This is a genomic window from Mycobacterium sp. (assembly GCF_035274705.1).
Classification (GTDB): Bacteria; Actinomycetota; Actinomycetes; order Mycobacteriales; family Mycobacteriaceae; genus Mycobacterium.
Map to the genome: position 1 here is coordinate 1 of NZ_DATENY010000019.1, position 2,828 is coordinate 2,828.

Sequence of the window (2,828 nt, forward strand, 5' to 3'; positions counted from 1 at the left end):
TCCGTGAACACCTACTGCCCCCAGTACGCCGGCCTCTTCAAATAGACCCCTCCCCCCGCGGGGGCCCCGCTGCGGCGGCGGGGCCCCCGCACCACCAACTAGAAAACGACCATCATGACCATCTCGCACAACAACCCAACTGAAAAACTCCCGCTCCTCACGTCCGCGGCGACAATGCCGGTGCCACAACCGATCTCGGCGGCCACCGCACGCCGCCGCCAGGGCGCGGGCGCATTGCTCGTCGACATCCGCCCGCAGGTCGCACGCCATCAGGGCAGCATCACCGGCGCCCTACTCATCGACCCTGCCGCGATCGCGGAGCAGATCACCGACCGTCATCGCGAGATCGTCGTTTGCAGCGTTTCGTCGCGTCGGGCCATCCCGGCCGCGGAACAACTCCGCGGCCTTGGCTACGACCGCGTGCACTACCTTGCCGGCGGGTACGGCGCCTGGCGTCGATAGGGCATGTAGACAGTTCGCCCGCTTTGTGTTTCTGTCGATCGCAGGAACAGCGAAGGGACAACTTCGATGCCAAACAAAGTTTTCGTCGTCGGCGTCGGGATGACGAAATTCGAAAAGCCCGGCCGCCGCGAAGGCTGGGACTACCCACAGATGGCACGCGAATCGGGCACCAACGCGCTGGCCGACGCGGGCGTCGACTATTCCGAGGTGCAGCAGGGCTTCGTCGGCTACGTCGCCGGTGACTCGACGTCCGGGCAACGGGCGCTCTACGAGCTCGGCATGACGGGCATCCCGATCGTCAACGTCAACAACAACTGTTCGACCGGTTCGACAGCGCTGTATCTGGCCGCGCAGTCGATCCGCGGCGGGCTGGCCGACTGTGCGATCGCCCTTGGCTTCGAGAAGATGCAGCCGGGCCCGCTTCAAGGCGGCGCTCAGGACCGCGAGTCCCCGATGGGCAAGCACGTCAAGGCGATGGCCGAGATCGACGAGTTCGCATTCCCGGTCGCGCCGTGGATGTTCGGCGCCGCGGGCCGCGAACACATGCGCCAGTACGGCACCACCGCAGAGCATTTCGCGAAGATCGGCTACAAGAACCACAAGCACTCGGTGAACAACCCGTACGCCCAGTTCCAAGAGGAGTATTCGCTCGACGACATCCTTGCGGCGAAAATGATCTCCGATCCGCTGACCAAACTGCAGTGCTCGCCGACGTCCGACGGGTCAGGCGCGGCGATCGTGGCCAGTGAGGCGTTCGTCGACAAGCACGGGCTGGCCGGTCAGGCCGTCGAGATCGTCGCCCAGGCGATGACCACCGACTTCGAGTCCACCTTCGACGGCAGCGCCAAGAACCTCATCGGTTACGACATGAATGTCAAAGCCGCCCAGCAGGTTTACGAACAGTCTGGCCTCGGGCCAGCCGACTTCCAGGTGATCGAGCTACACGACTGCTTCTCGGCCAACGAACTGCTGCTCTACGAGGCGCTGGGCCTGTGCGGCGAGGGTGAGGCGCCCAAGCTGATCGACAACAACGACACCACCTACGGCGGACGCTGGGTCGTCAACCCGTCCGGCGGGCTGATCTCCAAAGGCCATCCGCTGGGCGCGACGGGTCTGGCGCAGTGCGCGGAGCTGACGTGGCAGTTGCGTGGCACCGCCGACAAGCGTCAGGTCGAGGGCGTCGACGCGGCGCTGCAGCACAATATCGGGCTTGGCGGCGCGGCCGTCGTGACCGCCTATCAGCGCGCCGAGCGCTAGTCACTGGCCAACGGCTCCAGCAACGTTTTTGCCGCTTGAAGCGATGTATCTGTGAGGACCACGGTCCGAAACACAGATAGGGGGCGCTGTCATGCGTCCGACATTCCGTCACCAAATGGATCCGCGTCAGGGACAAGGACGACTTTGTGCTGGTGCCGGTGGTTGTCAGTCGATCGATTTCGGTATCGCGGAATTGCTCCCGCTGACCTGGCTTTGCTGCGTTGAACCGCAGCGGCCTCCGCTTCGTTGGAGTCAGGGGATGATTCCGCATCGCGCCGGAACCGAAACAGTTCGCTCTGGCGATGTATGTGGAGGATCATTGACCTACTTGAAGACGGGAGGTGCGGTTATGCGACCAAGATGGACGCTCGCCGCTGTGGCTGTGGGTGTGTGCGGGGTGATCGCCGCGCCTGCGGGCCTCGCGTCGGCAGAAGAATCTCCGCAACAAGTGATCAGCCGGCTGCAGAGTGAGGGCTACACGGTCAACATCGACCGTGTAGGCAGTGCGCCGATCGAGGACTGCGTGGTGACCAGTGTGCGTAATCCGCAGCAGGTCACACAGTGGGTTCCTTACAACGGCCCGGGCGGCAACGGAGATCGCGTGCTGGTTCAGGTTGTCGTCAGCCAGTCGATTTCGGTATCGCTGAACTGCTCACGCTGATCCCGTTGGCGGACAACCTGTTTGGCGACATTGTTAGCGCGAGCAGTCCAGCGTCACGGCAATCGTTCGGTCGACGACCACCGGGACGAAATCTCGATCGCGACCACCGCCGATCGTCGGAACGAGTTGTGTTCGCTCCCTTGGGTTTCGGACGTTAGTGACCACGCACTGGTCGAGCGGTGCACTGCCGAACCGGTCGATCTTCACATCAAAACCCTGAGCTTCCAGCTGTCCGATGGTGACTGCAGCAGATTCGGCAGAAGCGAAACCCGCTGGGGCGAGGATCAATCCGCAGGCCGCTGCGGCCAACGCGACCTGTGTGAGCAAGATGGCACGCATGGCGGGCCTCCGTTCTGTCCGTTTAGTCGGTGTCAGCCGGTTCAACGGGCGAACGTCTGTGGGGGTTCAAAGCCATTTCGAAAAGGTTGTCAGCGGCCGCGTCGGGGTG

The 2,828-nt window shown here is 63.5% G+C and carries 4 protein-coding genes; 3 read left to right on the forward strand and 1 reads right to left on the reverse strand.

Going from position 1 to position 2,828, the window contains the following annotated elements; all coding sequences use genetic code 11:
- The first annotated feature begins 174 nt into the window (after positions 1-174).
- From VJV41_RS05225 to VJV41_RS05235, 3 genes are all read left to right on the forward strand, one after another.
- Positions 175-462, forward strand: coding sequence for a rhodanese-like domain-containing protein (locus tag VJV41_RS05225; protein ID WP_325331811.1), 288 nt, complete (start codon positions 175-177; stop codon positions 460-462).
- Positions 463-528: 66 nt separating this feature from the next.
- Entirely contained in the window at positions 529-1,719 is a 1,191-nt protein-coding gene (locus VJV41_RS05230; RefSeq protein ID WP_325331803.1) for a lipid-transfer protein, read from the forward strand.
- A gap of 349 nt (positions 1,720-2,068) precedes the next feature.
- Positions 2,069-2,380 (forward strand): hypothetical protein, encoded by a 312-nt coding sequence (locus VJV41_RS05235; RefSeq protein ID WP_325331805.1) that lies wholly within the window; start codon positions 2,069-2,071, stop codon positions 2,378-2,380.
- A 33-nt stretch (positions 2,381-2,413) separates the two neighbouring features.
- On the opposite strand, the gene VJV41_RS05240 is transcribed toward VJV41_RS05235, so the two are convergent.
- Complete coding sequence (locus VJV41_RS05240; protein ID WP_325331809.1) at positions 2,414-2,719, reverse strand: hypothetical protein; 306 nt, start codon at positions 2,717-2,719, stop codon at positions 2,414-2,416.
- Positions 2,720-2,828: the final 109 nt, after the last annotated feature.